The 20,374-nt window shown below is 62.1% G+C and carries 17 protein-coding genes; 2 read left to right on the top strand and 15 right to left on the bottom strand.

Going from position 1 to position 20,374, the window contains the following annotated elements:
• The 13 genes from PJK54_RS07470 to PJK54_RS07410 all read right to left on the bottom strand — a co-directional run.
• Positions 1–2,436 (bottom strand): Ig-like domain-containing protein (locus PJK54_RS07470; protein WP_271302596.1); only part of this gene is annotated, 2,436 nt, incomplete at its 3' end.
• Positions 2,437–2,922: 486 nt separating this feature from the next.
• Positions 2,923–3,717: a carbonic anhydrase gene (locus PJK54_RS07465; RefSeq protein ID WP_084208731.1), complete on the bottom strand. Its 795-nt coding sequence runs from the start codon at positions 3,715–3,717 to the stop codon at positions 2,923–2,925.
• A gap of 192 nt (positions 3,718–3,909) precedes the next feature.
• The gene (locus tag PJK54_RS07460) at positions 3,910–5,229 is read right to left on the bottom strand and encodes a molybdopterin molybdotransferase MoeA (protein WP_271302595.1); all 1,320 of its coding nucleotides are present in this window, start codon (positions 5,227–5,229) and stop codon (positions 3,910–3,912) included.
• The gene (gene moaB, locus PJK54_RS07455) at positions 5,219–5,749 is read right to left on the bottom strand and encodes a molybdenum cofactor biosynthesis protein B (protein ID WP_136937849.1); all 531 of its coding nucleotides are present in this window, start codon (positions 5,747–5,749) and stop codon (positions 5,219–5,221) included. The genes PJK54_RS07460 and moaB overlap by 11 nt, the downstream gene beginning before the upstream one ends.
• Before the next feature lie 2 nt (positions 5,750–5,751).
• Positions 5,752–6,096 carry a DUF1244 domain-containing protein gene (locus PJK54_RS07450; RefSeq protein WP_077376629.1) on the bottom strand — a complete coding sequence of 115 codons (345 nt, stop codon included), beginning with the start codon at positions 6,094–6,096 and terminating at the stop codon, positions 5,752–5,754.
• Positions 6,097–6,318: 222 nt separating this feature from the next.
• A complete protein-coding gene (locus PJK54_RS07445; RefSeq protein WP_191236981.1) occupies positions 6,319–7,365 on the bottom strand; it encodes a formate dehydrogenase subunit gamma in 1,047 nt (348 codons plus the stop codon).
• A 9-nt stretch (positions 7,366–7,374) separates the two neighbouring features.
• Positions 7,375–8,034 (bottom strand): formate dehydrogenase FDH3 subunit beta, encoded by a 660-nt coding sequence (fdh3B, locus tag PJK54_RS07440; protein WP_084208727.1) that lies wholly within the window; start codon positions 8,032–8,034, stop codon positions 7,375–7,377.
• 127 nt (positions 8,035–8,161) lie between these two features.
• The gene (locus PJK54_RS07435) at positions 8,162–11,008 is read right to left on the bottom strand and encodes a molybdopterin-dependent oxidoreductase (RefSeq protein WP_271302594.1); all 2,847 of its coding nucleotides are present in this window, start codon (positions 11,006–11,008) and stop codon (positions 8,162–8,164) included.
• 279 nt (positions 11,009–11,287) lie between these two features.
• The gene (locus PJK54_RS07430) at positions 11,288–11,518 is read right to left on the bottom strand and encodes a hypothetical protein (RefSeq protein WP_077376618.1); all 231 of its coding nucleotides are present in this window, start codon (positions 11,516–11,518) and stop codon (positions 11,288–11,290) included.
• A gap of 175 nt (positions 11,519–11,693) precedes the next feature.
• Positions 11,694–12,383, bottom strand: a complete 690-nt coding sequence (locus tag PJK54_RS07425) for a TorD/DmsD family molecular chaperone (RefSeq protein ID WP_271302593.1) — start codon at positions 12,381–12,383, stop codon at positions 11,694–11,696.
• A gap of 28 nt (positions 12,384–12,411) precedes the next feature.
• The gene (locus PJK54_RS07420) at positions 12,412–14,313 is read right to left on the bottom strand and encodes a 4Fe-4S dicluster domain-containing protein (RefSeq protein WP_271302592.1); all 1,902 of its coding nucleotides are present in this window, start codon (positions 14,311–14,313) and stop codon (positions 12,412–12,414) included.
• A 441-nt stretch (positions 14,314–14,754) separates the two neighbouring features.
• Positions 14,755–15,633: a DUF3306 domain-containing protein gene (locus PJK54_RS07415; protein ID WP_271302591.1), complete on the bottom strand. Its 879-nt coding sequence runs from the start codon at positions 15,631–15,633 to the stop codon at positions 14,755–14,757.
• Complete coding sequence (locus tag PJK54_RS07410; protein ID WP_271302590.1) at positions 15,630–16,202, bottom strand: DUF3305 domain-containing protein; 573 nt, start codon at positions 16,200–16,202, stop codon at positions 15,630–15,632. The genes PJK54_RS07415 and PJK54_RS07410 overlap by 4 nt, the downstream gene beginning before the upstream one ends.
• 335 nt (positions 16,203–16,537) lie before the next feature.
• Between PJK54_RS07410 and PJK54_RS07405 the strand changes: the two genes are divergently transcribed.
• Together PJK54_RS07405 and PJK54_RS07400 are read left to right on the top strand one after the other, a co-directional pair.
• On the top strand, positions 16,538–17,437 hold the full coding sequence (locus PJK54_RS07405; protein ID WP_442870671.1) for a formate dehydrogenase accessory sulfurtransferase FdhD: 900 nt from the start codon (positions 16,538–16,540) through the stop codon (positions 17,435–17,437).
• Positions 17,438–17,463: 26 nt separating this feature from the next.
• On the top strand, positions 17,464–18,375 hold the full coding sequence (locus PJK54_RS07400; RefSeq protein ID WP_077377390.1) for a helix-turn-helix transcriptional regulator: 912 nt from the start codon (positions 17,464–17,466) through the stop codon (positions 18,373–18,375).
• A 146-nt stretch (positions 18,376–18,521) separates the two neighbouring features.
• On the opposite strand, the gene PJK54_RS07395 is transcribed toward PJK54_RS07400, so the two are convergent.
• Positions 18,522–19,154 carry a helix-turn-helix domain-containing protein gene (locus PJK54_RS07395; RefSeq protein ID WP_077376603.1) on the bottom strand — a complete coding sequence of 211 codons (633 nt, stop codon included), beginning with the start codon at positions 19,152–19,154 and terminating at the stop codon, positions 18,522–18,524.
• A gap of 164 nt (positions 19,155–19,318) precedes the next feature.
• Positions 19,319–20,344: a histone deacetylase family protein gene (locus PJK54_RS07390; protein WP_271302589.1), complete on the bottom strand. Its 1,026-nt coding sequence runs from the start codon at positions 20,342–20,344 to the stop codon at positions 19,319–19,321.
• Positions 20,345–20,374 lie beyond the last annotated feature (30 nt).

Here is a 20,374-nt window from a genome sequence, read left to right as displayed (position 1 = left end):
CGACAGCGTGATGCTGAAGGTGCCGTCATCGGCAACGGTGCCGGTGCCAAGCACAACGCCATCGACATCGGTGATCTCGACGGTCCCCCCGGCCTCGGCGCTGCCATTGACGGTGCTGCCGTTGGCGGTCTCGCCATCGGTCTCGGACAGAATCGGCGCATCCGGCGCAGTGGTATCAACCGTCAGCGTGAACTCGCCAGACGGCGCGCTCACGTTGCCGGCTTCATCAGTCGCGGTGACGCTGAAGACGTGCTCGCCATCGGCGAATTCAGTGCCTGGTGTGAAGGTCCAGGTGCCATTGCTATCGGCGGTGGACGTGCCGATCACTTCGCCATTATGCGTGACGGTGACGGTGCTACCGATCTCGGCGCTGCCGGTCAGCGTCGGGGTCGCGTCATTGGTGCTGTCACCAGAGGCGAGGGTGTCTGTGACGGCTTCCACGTCGTCGGTGGCAGAGGCGATGGTCGGCGTGTTCGGTGCGGTGACGTCGGCATCTTCCGGCACCAGCAGGGTGTCGGAGGCCGGGCTCTCATTGCCTGCAGCATCAGTGACGGTAGCCGTCAGCTCGGTGCCAGCATCCTGCTTCGGAGACAGCGTGATGCTGAAGGTGCCGTCATCCGCGACGGTGCCAGAGCCCAGTCGATCGCCATCACCGTTGGTGATCTCGACGGTCCCGCCGGCTTCGGCGCTGCCATTGACCGTACTGCCATTGGCGGTTTCACCATCGGTTTCAGTCAGGACCGGTGCCTCCGGCGCGATGGTGTCGATGGTGAGAGTGAAGTCGGCAGACGATGCACTTTCATTGCCCGCGGCATCAGTGGCGGTAACGCTGAAGATGTGTTCGTCATCGGCGAAATCAGTCGCCGGCGTGAAGCTCCAGGTGCCATTGGCATCGGCGGTGACTGTCGCGATTTCCTCACCGTTGTGGGTAATCGTGACGGTGCTGCCGGCTTCGGCGCTGCCGGTCAGGGTCGGGGTGGCGTCGTTGGTGCTGTCGCCATCGGCGAGGGTGCTGGTGCCATCAGGCACGTCGTCGATCGCGGAGGCGATGGTCGGCGTGTTCGGCGCGGTGGCATCGATACCGGTATCCACGACGGTCGGTGCTGAATCACTGCTGATATTGCCCGCGGCATCAGTGGCGGTCGCCGTCAGCGTCCCGCCATCTTCCTGTGCCTGATCCAGGACAATGCTGAAGGAGCCGTCATCCTCGGCAATGCCGCTACCGACGTCCTGACCATCGCTGTTGGTGATGACGACATCGCTGCCAGCCTCGGCCGTGCCGGAGACAGTGGTGCCATCGGACTCGATCAGCGTCGGTGCACCCGGTGCGGTGGTATCGACGGTCAGCGTGAACTCGCTAGACGCCGCACTTTCGTTGCCCGCGGCATCGGTGGCGGTGACGCTGAAGGTCTGATCGCCCTCGGTCAGCGCGGTCGTCGGGGTGTAGGTCCAGCTGCCATTGGTATCTGCCGTGACAGTAGCGATCACTTCACCGTTGTGGGTGATCGTGACGGTGCTGCCGGCTTCGGCGCTGCCGGTCAGGGTTGGCGTCGCATCATTGGTGCTGTCGCCATCGGCGAGGGTGCCGGTTACGGCTTCCACGTCGTCGGTGGCAGAGGCGATGGTCGGCGTGTTCGGTGCGGTGACGTCGGCATCTTCCGGCACCAGCAGGGTGTCGGAGACAGCACTTTCGTTGCCAGCGGCATCGGTAGCAGTGGCGCTCAGTTCGGTGCCTGGCTCCTGCAGCGGATCCAGCTCAACGACAAAGTTGCCATCGGCATCAGCCGTCGCGGTGCCCACGATCTCACCGGATGCATTGATGACTTCGATAGTGGCACCGGGCTCGCTGATGCCGCTGAGGACCATGCCATTGGTGTCGCTCAGAAGAGGAGCATCGGGCGCTGTCGTGTCCGCATCAGAGGAAGCGCTATCGCTAGAAGTGGCTGCGGCAACCCCAACGCCGGCGGCTACTGCAACACCGCCTGCCACCAGTCCGGCAGTACTGATGCCGGCGCCAGCCCCTGCGCCGGTGGCTGCTTCCGCCCCGGCGCCGACAGAGCTTGCTCCCGCAGCCGCTGTGGCGAGGGCAGACTCTGCCGTGGTCAATGTCGCAGTGCTCGTGAAGGGGACTGCGCCACTGGCACCGGCCTCGCCAAGGCCGACCTGGAATATTTCTCCAGCGAATTCATCACCCTGAAGATACAGATGACTGAGTTCGCTGGGGTCGGCGTAGAAACCCTCGATCGTGACCAGATCCCCGTTCTCAAGAGTGACAAGCAGGTTGTCCCCTTGACGGGTCATCATTTCTATGTCACGTGGATGGAGGTCCAGGCTCACATCCGAGGCTTCATTGAGGGTGATGTTATCGACTTCACGCAGGATAGCTTCCTGACTTTCGAGTTGACCCTGCGGAGCGACCTTGGCATTGACTGGCATATTGTTGACCTCAATGGCACTTCTTGTGTGCTTTTACGACTTTCTATTAATTATCAATGATTAACACAGTATTATGTGTGGGTTCATTTTTCTAGGACTGTCGCATGAATGATATGCGTTTATATATCGTTTGATTTGTTTTTATTGTGTTTCTCGATTTCTTGTTCAACACGTCGAATGCTGCCTACGCCACTGATACCTAGGTAGCATGGCGGTATGGAGTGTGTTTTCAAGAACGCTGCAAGGACGTATCTGGATCATTCCCTGGGTATGATTATTCTGGTTTCGTATCGATGCGTACATGGAATGGCGCTAACTGATTAATATCGTGGCGAAAAACCGCATTACTTTAAGATATCCTTATAAGAAGGCGCCCGCTGGTCAGTAATGTCCGTTGCTTAAACGTTTGAAATATGTTTCTGAGCTCACGAAAAAAACGCCACCCTGCCGGGTGGCGTTTTCATGGTTTGAGAGGAAATCGTGTCGTCAGCGTTGGAGAGGGCGAGAATTCTCCCCTCCTTGCCACTCCAGGTAGGCATCGATCTGTGACCGAGAGGCTTCGATCGGTGATTTCATCACAAACCAGGTAACGGGTTCAGAACATGGCGGAGTGGTCAGCGAGCCGGAGTATTGCCAGCCAGCATGCTCGCGTGGCAGTAGCAGGTTGGCCGACAGTCCGCTTGTCAGAGTCTCGGAGAGTCCTCGCTGTGGAAGACGGCTCAACAGACGGCTGAGCGCCAGGTTGTCATGTCCTTCCTCGACCAACACGGCCAGTACTGCCAACTTGCCTTCTGGAGTGGTGTGCACCAGATGGATTTCCATGGCAGCGCGCTTGCCATCGATCGCGTGTTCCGAGGGCACATGCAGATGCACCTGTGACAGAGTGTAGGGGGTGCCATCCAGTGTCATCGTGTTTCCGCTGGCCCCTTCGATCTGCAAGGTGTGCCCCGTGTCCCGAGTGACGAGCAGCGGCGAGTGGTAGTCGAGCTTCGGCCCTGTTTCCTCCAGAGGGCGTGACTGACTGTCGATGTCGATCGGTGATTGCCGGGCACCACTGGCGCATTCCGCGTAGCCGGGGGTGAGGTCTCCCCAGTGTTCCGGTCCATTGGCGCTGTCGCCCGACTCACTCGAGTAGCTCCATTCGGTGACGGATGTTCCCGGGGCTGGTGCCGTTTCATTGTCATTGGCCAAGGCCGGGAGGGATGACGAAGCGGTGGCAAGCAGCACAGCCATGGTGAGTGGGCGCAACAACGCACGAGGCGACGAGGAATTGGCTGGCATTGAGATGTCCTTGCTCAAGAGTCCGGAACATTCCAGCGTTCTGGCCTGCGGTTGGCAGGCCAGAACGCTGACGAATAAAAGCAGTCAGTGTGCCGGACTCAGAGGGAAGGTCAAGATGACGCTGGAGGGTCACTCGGTTGTCGCATTCCAGCGTCAGAGGAGGTGGGGATGCCGGTCAGTAGCGGAAATCACTCAACTCTCCAGCCATAGACACTCCACACTGTCGCCGGGGCTTATCTGTGCGTGGGGAGGGATCACGGCCAATGCCTCAGCGCCGACGCATGAGGAGAGCACGGCTGAGTTCTGGTCCGGGAAGGCGTGAGCCTCAAGCTGGCCATCATCGGCTGGAGTCAGCGTGACACGCAGATGGTCCTGACGGATGGCGGTGTTGGCCGAGAAGGCGGAGCGTACCCGGAGGCTTCTCAGGGTCCGCAGTGCGTCACACTCGAGCATCTCGCCCAGTATGGGGCGAAGAAACAGCCAGCCACCGACCCAGCTCGACACCGGGTTGCCAGGTAGCCCCACCACACGCACCGAGTCGCCTTGCGTGATGAGGATGCGCCCCAGCGCCAGTGGCTTGCCCGGTTTGATGGCCAGGCGCCAGAGATCCAGGCTGCCGAGCGCCTCGATGGCAGGGCGGACGTGATCTTCCTCTCCGACGCTGACCCCGCCACAGGTGACGATCAAGTCGGCCTGTTCTGCCGCTGTCGCAAGAGCATCGCGAGTGGCCTCGAAGGTATCGGCCACATTGAGTGGCGCAAGCACCACGTCAGCCCCGAAGTCGCTGAGCATCTGGCTGAGCATCACGCGATTGGAGTTGTAGATCTGCCCCGGTTCGAGGGGCTGTCCCGGTTCGATCAGCTCATCGCCAGTTGCAAACAGAGCCACTCGTACCTTGCGCCGCACCGAGACCCTGCTCAATCCTTGACCACAGAGCAGGCCCAGCATCGCGGCATCCAGGCGAGTGCCAGCGGCGATCAGCCGAGTGCCACGAGTGACGTCGCGTCCCTGTCGGCGGATATTGTCGCCGGGAATCCGTGGGCCGGGCAGCCAGGCTTCCGTGGTGCCATCTTCGTTCTCACGCAGTGTCACTTCTTCCTGCATGACCACAACGTCGGCGCCTTCGGGGATTTCCGCCCCGGTGAACAGCCGTGCACAACTTGCCGAGGCGAGTGCCGAGGTGGGCTGGCCTGCCGCGATGCGCTGGCTGATTGGCAGCCAGGCGCCATCACCGATATCCGCTACTCTTGCACAGTAGCCATCCATCTGTGAGTTGTCGGCAGGAGGAACGTCCAGTTCGGCGTAGATATCCTCAGCGAGGACACGCCCCGCGGCCTTGCTGACAGGGACTTGCTCTACCGGCATTACCGGACAGCATTCGCGCAATGCGGACAAGGCACTGGAAAGAGGGGCCAGGCCCTTGGCGCCAACCGGCACGCTATCGCAGCCGCAGGCGGTCGTTGCCTGGCCCGCCCGGGATGCCTCTTGTGCAGAAGAGGAGTCAGTGGGCATGGGTTCCGCGCTCCGGGATCACCAGATTGGCGAAGTTGCAGGGACGGTGACGGCTGTCGAGCTGCTCCTTGAGGATGCCGTTCCAGGCTGTCCTGCAGGCCCCGGTGGAGCCGGGTAGGCAGAACACCACGGTACGGTTGGCCAGCCCTCCAAGACAGCGGCTCTGGATCGTGGAGCTGCCGACTTCCTGATGGGAAAGCTGACGGAACAGCTCGCCGAAGCCCTGGATTTCCTTGTCGAGCAGCACGCGGATGGCTTCCGGTGTGGAATCACGTCCGGTGAAGCCTGTGCCGCCGGTGGTCAGGATGACCTGCACGGCCGGGTCCGCGATCCACTCGCTGACCACGGCGCGCAACTGATAGATGTCATCGGGGACGATACGTTTTTCATGCAGGGTATGGCCGGCTGCCGTCAGGCTCTCGACCAGGGCGTCACCGGAGCGATCAGTGTCCTCGGTGCGCGTGTCGGAGACGGTCAATACCGCGATGGTGAGGCCGATCTGTTCGTCATTGCCGCTCATGATCAGTCCTTCTTGCCTTGTTGACGAGCCTCGAGCGCTGCGAGTTGCTCAGGGGTCGCCTTGGCCTGGTGATGTGTCTTCCACTCGGAATAGGGCATGCCGTAGACGTGCTCGCGCGCCGCGTCATAATCGAAGCTCACGCCGCGTTCCTCGCCGGCGGCCATCAGCCACTTGGACAGGCAGTTGCGGCAGAAGTCGGCGAGGATCATCAGATCGATGTTCTGGACATCCTTGTTGTCATCCAGGTGCTTGAGCAGACGGCGGAAAGCGGCCGCTTCCAGCTCGGTGCGGGTCTGCTCGTCCAGCTGGTTCAGGTCCTGGACGGTCTGGGGGGTCGGGTCGCTCATGGAAATCTCCTGAGAAGGTGCGGCATGGCGCAGGCCTTCATGGTAGAGGGGGCCTGGTGAGACCAGGCCAGATACCTGAAACTTTACGCAACTAATGCAGGGCTGTGAACCGGTGCGAGAGGCCGGGCGACGGGCAGGGAGAGGCGATATCAATGCAAAACGCCCGGCAGGCGAACCTGACCGGGCGAATCGTCACTCATCCAGCGGACGTCTGGCCTCGGACTAATTCGGGCGTTGCTGACGCGCCAGGCTGTCGTCAGGTGCCGTGGCGGGGTCTGATGCCGGGTCCGCCGCCTCGGCCTGCTTGACCTCGTCATACCAAAGATTGTGGTGTTGCTTGGCCCAGGTTTCATCGACGTAGCCGGTCTTCATGCCCTCGAAGGCACCTTCCGTGCCGGCGGTACCGATGTAGATGTGGCCGAAGGACACCGCGATCAGCATCAATGAGGCAACGCCGTGGAAGACATTGGCCCACTGCATGTTGTCACGGGTCTGACCGAATATCGGGAAGTCGAGCACTAGGCCGCTGGCAATCACCACCAGACCGACTGTCGCCAGAATCCAGTACCAGGCCTTTTCCCCGCCATTGGCAAAGCCGGCATCCGGATGCTTGCCCTTCATCATGCCGCCACCCTGGCGGAACCACTCAAGGTCATGCTTCTTGGGAAGGTTGAGCTTCAGCCACTTGGCCAGCACCAGAATCAGCATGATCGAGAACAATGGCCCCACATAGTTGTGGATCACCTTGGTCGCCATGATCATGTTGGCCCAGAACACATCCCCGAAGACATTGCGGAACACGAACTTGCCCCACAACAGATTGATGCCGGTGATGGCCAACGTGAGGAACAGTGTGGCCAGTGTCCAATGCATGGCACGTTCCAGTGCCGTCCAGCGCAGCATCAACTTGCCCGAGCGGGGGTGGTCCAGATCGTTGCGCCCCACCAGCAGATAGAAGATCGCCAGCACGGCCAGCATGCCGCCCAGAGCGATCAGGCCACCCGGTGAGATCCAGCGGTTGCGGATCTGTCGCCAGGTCTCGCCGCTCTGGTTGATCAGGCTGTAGTTGGAGTCATGGCGACTGTCGATGGAATTTCCCCCATCTTTCACCTGACGCCAGGTGTCGGCATTCACCGTGCCGACCGCCTGACCGATCTCGCCGTCAGGGTTCGCGGCCAGTGCCTGAGGGGCCAGCCAGAGGCTGGCCAGCATCAGACACAGGAACATGGCGACGACGGTCAACCGTGAAGCTGTGAAGTGCGCGCGCATGTCGCCTCCTTACCCCTTGCGGGCTGCGTCGTAGGCCAGGTGATCCGCCTGCTGAACGCTGCTGGTGGTCAGGTTGGCCGAGGTTTCCGGGTGGCTGGCCTTGTCGACCGGCGACCAGGCACCATCCTCGTGACCGCGATAGACCACGCGCTGACGGAAGATGTCGGAGACGGTCTCGGCGTCACCGGCCAGCAGGGCCTTGGTGGAGCACATCTCGGCACACAGCGGCAGCTTGCCTTCGCTGATGCGGTTGGCACCGTACTTCTCGAACTCTTCTTCCGGGCTCTCGGCCGGGCCGCCGGCACAGAAGGTGCACTTGTCCATCTTGCCGCGCTCGCCGAAGGCACCTTGCTGCGGGAACTGTGGCGCGCCGAACGGGCAGGCATACAGGCAGTACCCGCAACCGATGCAGATATCCTTGTCGTGCAGGACGATGCCGTCATCGGTCTTGTAGAAGCAGTCGGTGGGGCAGACCGCCATGCAGGGCGCGTCGTCACAGTGCATGCAGGCCACCGAGATGGAGACTTCGCTCGGCTTGCCGTCATCCAGGGTCACGACACGGCGACGCTGAATGCCCCATTCTGTCTCGTTGGCGTTCTTGCAGGCCGTCACGCAGCCATTGCACTCGATGCAGCGCTCTGCATCACACAGGAATTTCATCTGGGCCATCTTGCTTCTCCTTCACGGCCCGTCGTCGAGTGGCTCAGGCGACAGGCCGGATATTTCTGATCATCGACATATGATTGGCTCGATGATTCGGCGTTTACGCGATCGACAGTCAGGGTCGGAACGCGCTTCAGGCGAGGCTGACTCGGCACAGCGTGACCTTGGTTTCCTGCATCAGGGTCACGGGGTCATAGCCATAGGTCGTCGCGGTGTTGGCGGACTCACCCAGCACGTAGGGCACCGTGCCTTCCGGGTAGCGTGACTCCAGGGACTCGCCCTCGTAGTGGCCCCCGAAGTGGAAGGGCATGAAGACCACGTCCGGCCCGACTCGCTCGGTGACCAGCGCCTTGACCTTCACGCGGCCGCCTTCAGCACCCTCGACCCATACCATGTCGCCATCCTTGATGCCCTGGTCATTGGCCAGCGCCGGATTGATCTCGACGAACATCTCTTGCTGCAGCTCGGCCAGCCATGGGATGGAGCGTGTCTCTTCGCCCCCCCCTTCGTATTCCACCAGGCGGCCCGAGGTGAGGGTGATCGGGTATTTGGCGCTGACGTCCTTCTCCTGAATGGAGGCGTAGAGCGTCGGCAAGCGATAGATGGACTCCGAATCCGGCCAGGTCGGATAGTCCTTCACCAGGTCACGGCGCGCGGTATACAGCGGCTCGCGGTGCTTGGGGATCGGGTCCGGGAAGGTCCACACCAGGGCACGTGCCTTGGCGTTGCCGTACGGCATGCAGCCATGCTTGATGCACACGCGCTGGATGCCACCGGAAAGATCGGTCTTCCAGTTCTTGCCTTCCGCCGCCTGCTTTTCCTCGGCCGTCAGGTCGTCCCACCAGCCCAGCTGCTTGAGCAGCTTGTCGGTGAACTCCGGATAGCCATCCTCGATCTCGGCGCCCTTGGACCAGGAGCCCTCGGCCAGGATATTGGTGCCGTTGTGTTCCACGCCGTAACGGGCGCGGAAGTTGCCACCGCCTTCGGCCACCGTCTTGGAGGTGTCATACAGGATGGGCGAGCCCGGATGGCCCATCTCCGGCGTTCCCCAGCACGGCCATGGCAGACCATAGAAGTCGCCATTTGCCGGACCACCCCGTGCCTTGAGTGTCTCGAAGTCGAAGGTATGCCAGTTCTTCTGATGAGCCTTCAGGCGTTCGGGACTCTGGGCGGTATAGCCAACGGTCCACATCCCGGCATTGAATTCGCGGGTGATGTCCTCGACCACCGGTACGCTGCCCTCGACCTTGATGTTGCGGAACAGCTCGTCGGCAAAGCCCAGCTTGCGGGACAGCAGGTACATGATCTCGTGATCCGGCTTGGAATCGAACATCGGTTCGATGACCTGATCACGCCACTGCAAGGAGCGACTGGAGTTGGTCACGCTGCCGGTGGTCTCGAACTGGGTCGCGGCCGGCAACAGGTAGACGCCATCGGTGCGGTCGTGCATGACGGCGGCGATGGTCGGGTAGGGGTCGACCACCACCATCATGTCCAGCTTGGCCATGGCCTTCTTCATCTCGGGTCCACGGGTCTGGGAGTTGACGGCATGCCCCCAGTAGAACATCGCCTTGAGCGCGGTGCGCTGGGAGATGCGATCCGGGTCCTCAAGCACGCCATCGACCCAGCGCGAGACGGTGATGCCGTTGGTGTGCATCGGCTTGCCGTCGTGGTATTCGGTCTGGTCGTAGCGGTTCTGGATCCAGTCGAAGTCGACGTTCCATACCTTGGCCCAATGCTTCCACGCCCCTTCGGAGAGGCCGTAGTAACCTGGCAGGGAGTGGGACATCAGGCCCAGATCCGTGGCGCCCTGAACGTTGTCGTGACCCCGGAAGATGTTGGCGCCGCCACCGGACTTGCCGATGTTGCCCAGTGCCAGCTCCAGAATGCAGTAGGCGCGGGTATTGTTGTTGCCGGTGGTGTGCTGCGTGCCACCCATGCACCACACGACACTTCCCGGACGGTTCTGGGACAGTCGACGTGCGACGTCGAGCATGTCGGCTTCACCGACACCGGTGATGCGCTCGACCACGTCCGGCGGGAAGTTGGCGACTTCCGCGCGTACCTCGTCCATGCCGTAGACGCGCTGCTGGATGTAGGCCTCATCTTCCCAGCCGTTCTCGAAGATGTGCCACAGCAGGCCCCAGATGTAGGCAACATCGGTGCCCGGACGCAGGCGAACGTACTTGTTGGCTTTCGCTGCCGTGCGGGTGAAGCGCGGATCGACGACGATGATCTCGGCGTTGGAGCGCTCCTTGGCCAGCAGGATGTGTTGCATCGCCACCGGATGGGCTTCGGAGGGGTTGGAGCCGATGAACAGGATCGAACGACAATTGTGCATGTCGTTGAACGAGTTGGTCATCGCGCCATAGCCCCAGGTGTTGGCGACGCCGGCGACGGTGGTGGAGTGGCAGATACGCGCCTGGTGATCGACATTGTTGGTGCCGAACAGGGCCGCGAACTTGCGCATCAGGTAGGCCTGTTCATTGCTGAACTTGGCCGAACCCAGCCAGTAGATGCTATCGGGGCCGTGCTCCTTGGTGAGCTCGAGCACCTTGTCGCCGACTTCCTCGATGGCCTGCTCCCAGGACAGCTTCTTCCACTTGCCGCCTTCGAGCTTCATCGGATACTTCAGACGACGATCAGAGTGACCATGCTCACGCAGCGAGGCGCCCTTGGCACAATGCGCGCCGCGGTTGAAGGGGTGATCGAAGGCGGGTTCCTGCTTGGTCCAGACGCCTTCCTGGACTTCGGCATAGACGCCACAGCCCACGGAGCAGTGGGAACAGATCGTACGCTTGGTCTCGACAGGTGCCTGTGAGACTTCCGTCTTGGCCTCGGCACGCTTCATCATCGGGGTGGCCATGAAGCTGGCCGCGGCAAGGCCGCCGGTCGCAACACCGCTGCGCTTCAGGAACTGGCGGCGGTTGATGCCGAGTCCCGTACTCTCCGTGCTGGAGGGGGTGGGGGTCAGTCGCATGACATCTTTCTCCTCATCACCCGATACACGACATGCACCGCTTGGGCGGGTCAGGTGGCCGTGTCGGGAGTGGCGGTTCTTCAGGTGGCTCTTCTGGCATTCGCCAGCGAGCCCCTGTGCCGTCTTGTCGCTGTCAATGGCGGCTGGAGTGAACTCCACGCTGCCCTTTGTGTCTCTGATCGGTCACGCCGTCAGGCGAGTCTGTACTCTCCCGGAGGAACTGGCGGTGGCGGCGTTGCCACTGGCAGATTCCCCTGTGGAGACGTAACCGACAGAAGGTCAATCTCGCAGAGTGGCGTAGAACGCCTTCACGTGATCCGTCTCGCGATAGTTGTCGGTCACTCTGTCTGCTGTCTTGCCGTCCTGTGGCGCGGCCTGATCCGGGATGACGGCCCCGGCCAGCGTTCCAGCGGCTGCCGCCCCGACGGTGCTGGCTCCCAGTACCCTCAGGAACTTGCGGCGGCCCTGACGAGCCAGTTCCTGGCCTTGCGTGTTGTCATCAGTCTTCATGCTGATCTCCTGTCTGACATGTCATGTTCAAGGCGAACGTCGCTGAATCCGTTGTCGCTTGAAGGGTGTCTCACGGTCTTGCTTCAGGTCTTGCATCAGGGTCTTGCATCAGCCCCAGCACTGGCCATGGCGTGTGCCGGGGCTGTGGGTGCTGTCCGGCTCGTGTCTGTCGGTCTCACGATTGGGGAAGTTGTATGCCTTGCCAGCCAGTGGTGTCTTGGCTTGCGACGTCCGCCAATGAGGCTGTCGGTTGGGGAGTCTCTCCGAGATTGCGTCGTTCGGCTGCCAGAAATGCCTGGCCAAGATAGCCAACCGCGGCATAGAAAGGACTCTTGCGACGCGCAAGGTCGGCACAGCAACGCTCACCCCAGTTCGCCAGATGCTGACGGAAGAAGTTGACCTGTTCGCCGGGCAGCTCCTCGATCAGCATGGCCATGACCTCGCACAGGGCCCCCAGGTGGTCCTCCGGCTCGCGAACGTCGGCTTCGCGCTCGAAACCGAGGCGCTTGAGGTCATGGCGCAGTGCCACCAGCGGCATTTCCATCAATGAGCCGGTCAGGTACCAGCTGGCATACGGCACCACTTCGCCCTGCACGACCCCGACCAGTGCCTGGAAATACTCGTCCTCCAGTCGTCGAGGGTCACTGACGCGCGCCGAGAGAGACAGCGAGGCCAGCGCCCTGGGCAGTTGCTGCTGATCCGCGCCGGGCATGGTGATGGCCTCAGGCTCCAGCGCCGCCAGGAAGTCGATGAGTGGCTGATCGGGCGCTGCCCGCAGCAGGCGAGCCAGCAGGCGGTAGAGATCGGCCCGCAGTGCCTGTTGCTCGGCACTGTGACTGATCAACGATCCATCATCAGGTGTCATATCAGTGTCATCACTTGAAGGCATGGACTCAGACCTTGAGTTGAGCATCGGGATTGCGGGCCATTTCGTGCCAGATATCCTTCACGCGGCAATCGCTGCACATCTTGAGGCGCAGCGCACCGTCACCCTGGAAATAGGCGTGGGAGGCCAGCTTGGTCTGCATCGCCGTGATGGTGGCGGTGGAGCCGAACGGGGTGCCGCAGCTGATGCAGGGGAACGGCGTGTCCTGCTTGAGCAGGCGCGGTTCACGGCGCACCTCTGGTTGTGCGGAAAAGCCCGGCGTCAGAGTGATGACGCTCTCGGGGCATGACTGCTCGCACAGGCCACATTGCACGCAATCTCCCTCGGTGAAGGACAGTGCCGGAGAGGTGCGGTTGGCGGACAGTGCGCTGGTCGGGCAGACCGCGACACAGGCCTGACACAGGGTGCAGCCGTCGCTTTCGACCTGAATCGCGCCGAAGGGCGCACCGGCAGGTACCTCGACGGCGGTCTGCGCCAGGTCAGCGGCGGCCAGCGTGGCCAGGTGATCCAGTACACGATTCAGGCGCTCACGCTTGCCGGGTCGGGCATCCGGTTGACCCAACAGCCAGTCACGCGCGATCGGCAGGCCCGGCTGGCCGTCCTCTTCGCGATCGGCACCGGGCGCCAGCGCGAGGCAGAGCGGACTGACGAGCGTCATGGGCGAGGCCGGCACGGCGGACTCGGTGATCAGCACGAGACGGGGGGAGCCCTGGGTGTCCGTGGCCAGTTGCATGCTCTCCAGCAACGCATTGCACAGACGCTGTTCCTGCTCGAGTTGCTGGTGCTGACCGGCAGGCAGTGTCCGAGGCAGTTCGACGATGACCTGGGTGGCGCCCAGCGCCAACGCGGCCAGCCACTCGTCGTGCCCGGTGGCGCTGATTTCATCCAGTGCGATGTCCAGGCAGCGTTCCTGATCCTCAGGTGCCAACGGCGAGTGGCGGTCACTGGCAGACTCGAGGCGGTAGCGCAGTATCGGCTGCGTGCCCCCTGCATCCTGATAGCGTTCAAGCAGACGCTGGATCTGTTCGAGACGCTGTTCGAGTGGCGGCTGGGTAAAGCTCAGCGCGCCGGTCGGGCAGGCACTCACGCAACTGGCGGCACCATGGCAGAGGTACGGGTCGATCTCGATATGCGCGTTGCGGCGTCCCGCCACGGAGAAGATGGCGTCGGCGCTGCAGGAGGAAAGACAACGTGTACACCCGATGCTGCCCGCACTTGAATGGGCACAGATGTCGAGATTGACGTTGACGTAATTGGGCTTGTCGAAGCTGCCGACCAGACCGGCGAATTCTGTCGCCCAATGGGTCAGGTTCGCGATCTGATCGCCGCTCTCGACAAGGCTGGCGTCGCTTGCGAGACGATCCAGCTCGCCCAGCACCGTATCATCTGCACGCAGATAGCCCGGCGGCGGAAGTTCCGCCTGATTGAGGGGCTGGTGACCCAGATCGGCGATCAGGTCGAAGGTCTCGACCTGTCGGGCACCTGTGGACAGCAGTGCGCGCGCCAGATTGACCCCGCCAGCCAGCAGCGTGAAATGGCCAAGATGGCCGCTCAGCGAGAGCGCCTCGCGGGTGCTGGCATGGGAGGACAGTGCTTCGCTCGTCGTGATATGCCGCTCGTCGAGGGATACCAGTGCGCTGTTGTCCTGCTCGCTGATCAGCAGAGACAGTGACAGGGAGTGAGTGGCGGGCAGTGCCAGCATCAGGCTGGACAGGGCACGCAGGCGCGCTTCGCTGCCGATCAGCAGCGTGCGGCCCTGGCTGCGATAGCGGATCGGGGCGCTGCCGGCATCACTGGCCAGCAGTGGCAGGCTGGAAGCGGGGGAGGCTCCGAGCACTGCCGCCAGGGCGCGTTGGCGTGCTTGCTGGTTGAGCGCGCGCTGGGCGTTCTCGAGACTTGAACTGAGCATCCTCATCCTTATTTCGGTCGTGGCGGCTCCGCCCCTGGCGCGCCTGTCAGGTGGCGCGGTGGACGGTTCCTGATCGCCGCTGATTCTCGAGGCTCGCGCCCGGTCAGCGGTCGAAGGTCATTCAAGGAAGTGCATGGGCTTCCAGCAACGTCTTGCGCCTGATGTCATCCGGATGATCCGCACGGCGGCGTCATTGCGACTGGCTTCAGCATAGTCAGGGACTGAAGGGCCAGCGATGAGCATCGGGCGTAGACGGTCAGGTATCGGGAGGCAGTGCCGTCCTCTTGCTAGACGATACCTGCCTCTGTTGAGCGGATTCTTGCAGGCAGTGCGCCTCTCGCATGGGAGTGGAAGTCATGTGAGAGGCAAGGGAATGACTCCGCATGCCGAATACGGAGCTCGCGCTGGGTCATAATGTCTCAGTGCCTGCGGGCAGGCGTGTCATTCTGGTGGTAGGGGCGATCTGTGGGTGGGCCCATGTCCGTCAGCCGTGACGTCATTGGTCTGGTCCCATGCGCCTTGCCGTGCATGCGTGTCATGCGCAAGGGCAGCATCAGTATCCGTGTGCTTGTCCTGCGCGTGCTCGCGATGGGTCTGTGGGCCGTGATCCGGTGATGTCTCATCCAGTGAGTCGAGACCTTGCTCATCCGTTGAGGGTGCAGCCTCCGGCGCCTCATCCTGCGGCTGATCTTCCGAGGCGTTGCTGGCGGCTACGCAATCAGCCTCGTCATCTTCCAGCTTCTCGAGTCCCTCTTCGACATCGCGAGTCCAGCGTCTCAGCGTCTCGGCCACACCTGCGGCGAGCGGACGCATCTGGGAGAAATCCTGATCGTAATCGTCCAGGCCATCGCGCAGGGAGTGCTCGCCTCCCATGAAGATGCGGCGCAGGGCGCGTTGTCGCAGCGCCGGGTCCACTCCTGCCTGCATGTAGGCACTGATATCCGCATCCGGCAGCAGGGTGTCGGGGTCTGGCAGCTCCACGACGGGTGGGGGCTCATCTGCCTCCTGTGCAAGGGCCTCGGCGTCGGTCGTCTCACTGCCGCCTTCAGCGGACGTTTCGCCATGCCGCTTGCTGTCATGCCGCTCACTGTGCAGAGCATGGCCCGGCTCGTCCGATGCCTCGCAGGCCTCTGTTTCCGTGGGTGCGGTCTCAGTGGGTACGGTGTCATTGGCCGTGGAGGGCTGTGCGACCGTCGCCAGCCCAGCGGCGGCATCGGGAGAGTCCGTGGTCGTCCGTGAGGCTTCGGCGCGCTGCTTGCGGCGTGACCAGCGGGACAACAGGCCTTGCGAGGCATGGTCGCGGTCGTCGGAGTGACTCATGGCCCTTCCTTGTTGGCAGCATCAGTGTCCGGGTGCACGGTGTCGGTCTGACTGGCGCGCCCCGCCCCCTTGCGCTTCTTCTTCTTGCCTTCATCGATGCGCTCACCATGCCGGGCGAGATAGCCCTCCAGCCAGACCATCAGGGCAGGAGGCATCGGGGTATCCAGTACCAGCTGGTCGCCATCCAGCCAATGCGAGGCCACTTCCTGGCAGGCGGTGACGACCCTTGGCTGCATGCCATCCGCTTCACGCTCTTCACACAAGACGAACAGGCGCGGCTGTTCGCAACGCAGGTTGTAACGATAGTCGGTGCGCTCGGTGAGATGCAGCTGCAGGGGCAGAGTGCGTTGAGGCTCCGGTTGCGCCGCTTGATCAGGCGTCCGGGGCGTGGTCTCGCCGTGATCCGCGGGCGCGATCCGGGAAATCACCCAGGTGTCGAGAGTGAAGCGGCCGAGAGTCTGCTGCGAGGGGGCCAGTGTCACGGTCAGCCAGCGAGTGTCGTCAGGTCGTGATGACTCGCGTGAGGCGTCGAGTGCCGTGTCCATCAACGGGTCGGGTGGCTGGGTCATGGCGTATCACTTGAGGGCGTTCTGGAAGTGGTTCAGGGGGTGACCCGAGTCGTGGTCGGCGGCGTATCGGGTCCAAGGCGAGTCTGTCATCAGCGCCGTGGCTCGTACGTTCACGAACATGCGACGCTCTACCGGTTTTAGCAAGAAGCGTGCCGCATGCGTCGAGAATTGCATGACGCGAGATCGCAATGGCTGCCGGATCAGGACAGCCTCTCGGCCTGACTGGTATTCTTTGAGCGCTGGGTGACGACGCATGCCGCAACCTGCATGGCAGGTTCGCCGTGTGGCGGCACCCTCCGGCATCAATTCGGCTCGAAGAGGGAGACCCCGACGCCATGAAAACCTCCATGCCTCCGGTCATCAGCAATGCTCGATTGCCCACCACGCTGGATATCGTCGTGATGGATGAGCGAGGCCAGCGCCAGACGCAGTCGATCGCCGCCGAGCGCGCGCTGACGATCTACCTCAACAAGCGTGAGATCGTCACTCTGATGACGCTGGGGGCCGAGCCTGAGGCGCTGGTGGCGGGCTATCTGCGCAATCAGGGCCTGTTGGGAGATATCGAAGACCTGGAGGCGCTGCAAGTGGACTGGGAGGTGGAAAGCGCCTCGGTGGTGACGCGCCATCTGCCGGAGGATATCGAGCAGCGACTTAGCAAGCGTACCGTCACCACCGGCTGCGGCCAGGGAACCGTCTTTGGCAATCTGCTGGAGCGTCAGACGCTGGAGGCGCTTGATGATCGCCCCTTTCAGCAGAGTGTGCTGTATCAGCTGCTGGCATCTCTCGCGGCCCACAATGCCACCTACCGCAAGGCGGGGGCGGTACATGGCTGTGCGCTGTGCCGGGATGATGAGGTGCTGGCATTCATCGAGGATGTCGGTCGCCACAATGCCGTCGATACTCTGGCAGGCCTGAACTGGCTCTCGCCCGTGCGCGAGGACGAGACGGATTACCGGGGTGCCAATATCTTCTACACCACGGGGCGTCTGACCTCGGAGATGGTGCTCAAGGTGGCGCAGGCGGGCATTTCGGTGCTGGTCTCACGCTCCGGGGTGACCCAGAAGGGCGTTGAGCTGGCCAGCCGCTTCGGGGTGCTGTTGATCGCACGTGCCAAGGGCAGCCACTTCCAGGTGGTGGACCCTGCCGGTCGGATGATACTGGACGCCATCCCTCCACTGCGTGCCGGTGATCAACTTCGTGAAGCCGGCAAGTCTCGCTCTGGGGGCGAGCAATGAATCAGCCTGTTCCCGGGGATGCGACGATGCATGACAACCCCTTTCTGACGGTCCATGAGGTCGCACGACTGTTGCACCTCAATGAAAAGAAGATCTATCAGCTGGCCAGTGAGGGCACCATGCCGGCCACCAAGGTCACCGGCAAATGGCTTTTCCCGCGGCGCCTGGTCGAGCAATGGATTCTGGAGTCCAGCCATCATGGGGTGCTGGCGGATCGCTTGATGATCACCGGTAGCGATGACCCCTTGCTGGCAGCGCTGACGATGCGACTCAACCAGCAGCACGATGGCAGTGCCTTCTATGGCATGAGTGTCACCGGGACACGTCTGGGGCTGGATCTGTTGAGTCAGGGGCGAGCCGATGTCTGTGCCATCCACTGGGGGCGTGCCGAGGAAGCGTCGCTTCGCCATCCGGCCTTGATCCGCGGGCACGATGGTTATCGTCAGTGGGTATTGGTCCGGCTGGCTCGGCGCACCCAGGGGCTGATCATTCGTCAGGAAGATCGCCACCTGCCGATCAATCCCGGCGGCCTGTTCGGGTCTCAACGGCGCTGGGTAGTGCGTCAGGAGGGGGCCGGTTCGCAGCGCTTCCTGCAGGAGTGGCTGTCCGGCCATCAGATGCGCCCGGAGCAGCTCAATACCCTCGCCATCGCCTACTCGGAGCGAGAGGTCGCATCACTCGTCGCGCGCGGGGAGGTGGATGTCGGGCCGGGGACGTTATCGGCCGCGAATGAATTCGGTCTCGGATTCGTGCCGGTCTGTGAAGAGGCCTTTGATCTGGTCGTGCCACGCAACGTCTATTTCCGCGACCTCTTCCAGGGCCTGCTGGACTATCTGTCCACGCCCAATGGTATCCAGCTGGCACAGTCGTTGGGAGGGTATGACCTGCGTGAATGTGGTCAGCTCATCTGGCGAGGCGACGCCGCCCAACATGACTGAGTCAAGATCGCCTGCTAGCACCAGGCTAAACGGTGATGATGTGGGCGCTTCATCTGCCTCGCCAGGTCATTGTTCTGGCGAGGTAAAGATCTTTCACGTCACATGCTTCTGGAGAACGGTTTAGCGTTGCGCCAGTGGGCGTATCATCAATCGGCGTCGTTGCGCGTGCAGACTGACAGCACTACGGCATCGTCTTCGCTGGTGGAAACCAGAGCATGGCCCATGTCGGAGTCGAAATAGATGCTGTCTCCATCCCCGAGAGGCAAGGGTTCATAGAACTCGGAATACAGCAGAATGCTGCCCTCTAGCACCATCAGGAATTCCTCGCCGTCGTGGCGCACCCAGTCGGGAAACTCCTCGAAGCTGCGAGCGCGCACCCGGGTCTTGAAGGGAATCATGCGCTTCTGAGCCAGCTGCCAGGAAAGCAGCTCATGTTCATAGGTCGGAGTCGGATGGCTCTTGCCTTCACCGAGGCGTGTCAGATCACGTCTGCCCAGCGTGCCGCTCTGTCGCTTGGGAGGACTCAGCAGTTGAGGAAGGTCGATATTGAGACCATTGATCAACTTCTGGACGGCGGTGAAGGTGGGGGAAATCTGTTCATTCTCGATCTTGGACAGCGTAGAGCGTGCAAGCCCGGTACGCTGGCTGACGTCCTCGAGGGTCCAATGATTGGCGAGGCGGATCTGCTTGACCCTCTCTCCAAGCTTGAGGGGCTCAACGAAGGCCTTGCGGCCGGAAGCGATCCGGACCGCGGCATCCTTGTCAGTCGGTGTACTCATGGGAAGCTTCGCTGTGGTCGATGGCGGCGGGAGTTCACAAGTTTACTATTGGAAACTTTTTCGCCAGCTTATCACAGCAAGGAAATCACGGTGTAGCTGAGCAAGGCATCGACGATGCTCCTGGCGACAGGGGATGCGTCTCTTGAAGTTGCATGTCTGGTCACTCAGAACAGCGGATGATCACGCTCATCTGGCCTTGCATGAACTTTGGGTGACGCGTGCTTGGCTGGCGGCGAATGACGCAGGGATATCCCGTCCTCCATCGGCAGACCCGCCAGTGCCTTGACATGGGCCTCAGTGCTGCGTGCCAACGCTTCCAGGCAGTAGCCGCCTTCCAGTACCGAGACGACACGTCCCTGACAATGGCGCCTGGCCACGTCCATCGCCAGGCGCGTGATCCAGTAATAGTCGTCGTCCTCGAGACACAGTTCGGCCATCGGATCCTCGCGATGCGCGTCGAAGCCTGCCGAGATCAGGATCAGCTCCGGCTTGAAATCATCAAGCTTCTTCAGCCATTGCGCTTCGATGGCATGGCGAAAGTCCAGCGAACCACAGCCTTCTGCAAGCGGGGTATTGTGAATGTGCTCCCAGCGGCTCTCGAGGTAGCGCCAGGGGTACATGGCATTCTGGAACGATGAGCAGACCAGCGTGTCGGGGTCATGCTTGAAGATATCTACCGTGCCGTTGCCCTGATGAACATCGAAATCGAGGATGGCGATGCGTCTGACACCGTACTGCTGGCGGGCATGCAGCGCGCCTACTGCCACGTTGTTGTAGAAGCAGAAGCCCATGGCATCCGCGCGTTCGGCATGATGGCCCGGTGGGCGCACGGCACAGAAGACGTTGTCCGCCTGATTGCGCATCACCTGGTCGACCCCGCGCACGACGGCCCCTGCCGCGAGACGTGCCGCCACCAGACTGTCTGCACACATTACGGTGTCCTCGCTGAGCGTCAGCAGCTGACCTGCCTGGGGCGGGCACTTGTCGAGGGCCTGTAGGTGGCGCATCGGATGGACTCTTGCCAGCTGTTCCAGCGTGGCAGGGCGTGCATCGTATTGCTGGACATGCTGAATCACGCCGCTCAATGCCAGCTGACGCTGGATGGCCTGCAGGCGCAATGGGCTCTCGGGATGTGTCGGACCCATGAAATGATTGCCACAGTCGCTATGAGAGATATAAGAGGTGATCATCGGCATGTGCCTGTTTGGCTGGGCGCTAGA

This window comes from Cobetia sp. MMG027, from assembly GCF_027947415.1.
In the GTDB taxonomy this organism is placed as follows: Bacteria; Pseudomonadota; Gammaproteobacteria; order Pseudomonadales; family Halomonadaceae; genus Cobetia; species Cobetia marina.
This window is presented reverse-complemented; position numbering and strand designations above follow the sequence as displayed.

Coding starts and splice junctions, on each gene's coding strand:
- PJK54_RS07465 (WP_084208731.1), bottom strand. CDS start 3,717: ATGCCAGCCAATTCCTCGTCGCCTCGTGCGTTGTTGCGCCCACTCACC.
- PJK54_RS07460 (WP_271302595.1), bottom strand. CDS start 5,229: ATGCCCACTGACTCCTCTTCTGCACAAGAGGCATCCCGGGCGGGCCAG.
- moaB (WP_136937849.1), bottom strand. CDS start 5,749: ATGAGCGGCAATGACGAACAGATCGGCCTCACCATCGCGGTATTGACC.
- PJK54_RS07450 (WP_077376629.1), bottom strand. CDS start 6,096: ATGAGCGACCCGACCCCCCAGACCGTCCAGGACCTGAACCAGCTGGAC.
- PJK54_RS07445 (WP_191236981.1), bottom strand. CDS start 7,365: ATGCGCGCGCACTTCACAGCTTCACGGTTGACCGTCGTCGCCATGTTC.
- fdh3B (WP_084208727.1), bottom strand. CDS start 8,034: ATGGCCCAGATGAAATTCCTGTGTGATGCAGAGCGCTGCATCGAGTGC.
- PJK54_RS07435 (WP_271302594.1), bottom strand. CDS start 11,008: ATGCGACTGACCCCCACCCCCTCCAGCACGGAGAGTACGGGACTCGGC.
- PJK54_RS07430 (WP_077376618.1), bottom strand. CDS start 11,518: ATGAAGACTGATGACAACACGCAAGGCCAGGAACTGGCTCGTCAGGGC.
- PJK54_RS07425 (WP_271302593.1), bottom strand. CDS start 12,383: ATGACACCTGATGATGGATCGTTGATCAGTCACAGTGCCGAGCAACAG.
- PJK54_RS07420 (WP_271302592.1), bottom strand. CDS start 14,313: ATGCTCAGTTCAAGTCTCGAGAACGCCCAGCGCGCGCTCAACCAGCAA.
- PJK54_RS07415 (WP_271302591.1), bottom strand. CDS start 15,633: ATGAGTCACTCCGACGACCGCGACCATGCCTCGCAAGGCCTGTTGTCC.
- PJK54_RS07410 (WP_271302590.1), bottom strand. CDS start 16,202: ATGACCCAGCCACCCGACCCGTTGATGGACACGGCACTCGACGCCTCA.
- PJK54_RS07405 (WP_442870671.1), top strand. CDS start 16,538: ATGAAAACCTCCATGCCTCCGGTCATCAGCAATGCTCGATTGCCCACC.
- PJK54_RS07400 (WP_077377390.1), top strand. CDS start 17,464: ATGCATGACAACCCCTTTCTGACGGTCCATGAGGTCGCACGACTGTTG.
- PJK54_RS07395 (WP_077376603.1), bottom strand. CDS start 19,154: ATGAGTACACCGACTGACAAGGATGCCGCGGTCCGGATCGCTTCCGGC.
- PJK54_RS07390 (WP_271302589.1), bottom strand. CDS start 20,344: ATGATCACCTCTTATATCTCTCATAGCGACTGTGGCAATCATTTCATG.